Origin of the sequence: Streptomyces sp. WELS2, assembly GCF_013870595.1 — a bacterium.
Taxonomy (GTDB): Bacteria; Actinomycetota; Actinomycetes; order Streptomycetales; family Streptomycetaceae; genus Streptomyces.
The window spans coordinates 1-1,014 of sequence record NZ_JACBWZ010001368.1 but is presented as its reverse complement, the minus strand read 5'-3'; the positions used below and the strand labels follow the sequence as shown (position 1 = coordinate 1,014).

Here is a 1,014-nt window from a genome sequence, read left to right as displayed (position 1 = left end):
GCGGCCCTCATGGAACTGGTCCGCACCCACGTCGCCGCCGTGCTCGGCCACGGCAGCGACATGACGCTGGACCCGCGCCGCTCCTTCCGCGAGTCCGGCTTCGACTCGCTGACCGCGGTGGAACTGCGCAACCGCCTGGGCGCCGCGGTCGGCCTGCGCCTGCCCGCCACCCTGGTCTTCGACTACCCGGACGCGGGCGCCCTCGTCGCCCACCTGAGGACGGAACTGTTCGGCGCGCAGGCCGGGGCCGCCGCCGAGGTCACCGTGCGGGAGGCGGACGGCGCGGACGAACCGGTCGCCATCGTCGCCATGGCCTGCCGCTACCCCGGCGGCGTCACCACCCCCGAGGAGCTGTGGCGGCTGCTGGCCGACGGCGGCGACGGCATCGGCGCCTTCCCCGCCGACCGCGGCTGGGACCTGGACGGCCTGTACGACCCGGAGCCCGGCAAGGCCGGTCACTCCTCCACCAGGTTCGGCGGATTCCTGTACGACGCCGCCGACTTCGACCCCGACTTCTTCGGCATCGGCCCGCGCGAGGCCCTGGCCATGGACCCGCAGCAGCGGCTGCTGCTGGAGACGTCCTGGGAGGCGCTGGAACGCGCCGGCATCGACCCGCACTCCGTGCGCGGCTCCCGCACCGGCGTGTTCGCGGGCGTCATGTACCACGACTACGGCAGCCGGCTGCGCCGCGTCCCCGAAGCGGTGCGCGACCACCTCGGCAACGGCAGCCTGGGCAGCGTGGCCTCCGGCCGGATCGCCTACGCCCTCGGCCTGGAGGGCCCGACGCTCACCGTCGACACGGCGTGCTCGTCGTCCCTGGTGGCGCTGCACCTGGCCGCGCAGGCGCTGCGGCAGGGGGAGTGCGCGCTGGCGCTGGCCGGCGGGGTGTCCGTGATGTCGACCGCCGACACGTTCGTGGACTTCAGCAGGCAGCGCAACCTGGCCGCCGACGGCCACGCCAAGTCCTTCGCCGACGCGGCGGACGGCACCGCCCTGTCCGAGGGCGCCGGCATG

The 1,014-nt window shown here is 75.1% G+C and carries 1 protein-coding gene; it reads left to right on the top strand.

Annotation, left to right across the window (positions count from 1 at the left end):
• Positions 1-1,014 (top strand): acyl carrier protein (locus tag H5J33_RS36415; protein ID WP_181798946.1); only part of this gene is annotated, 1,014 nt, incomplete at both ends.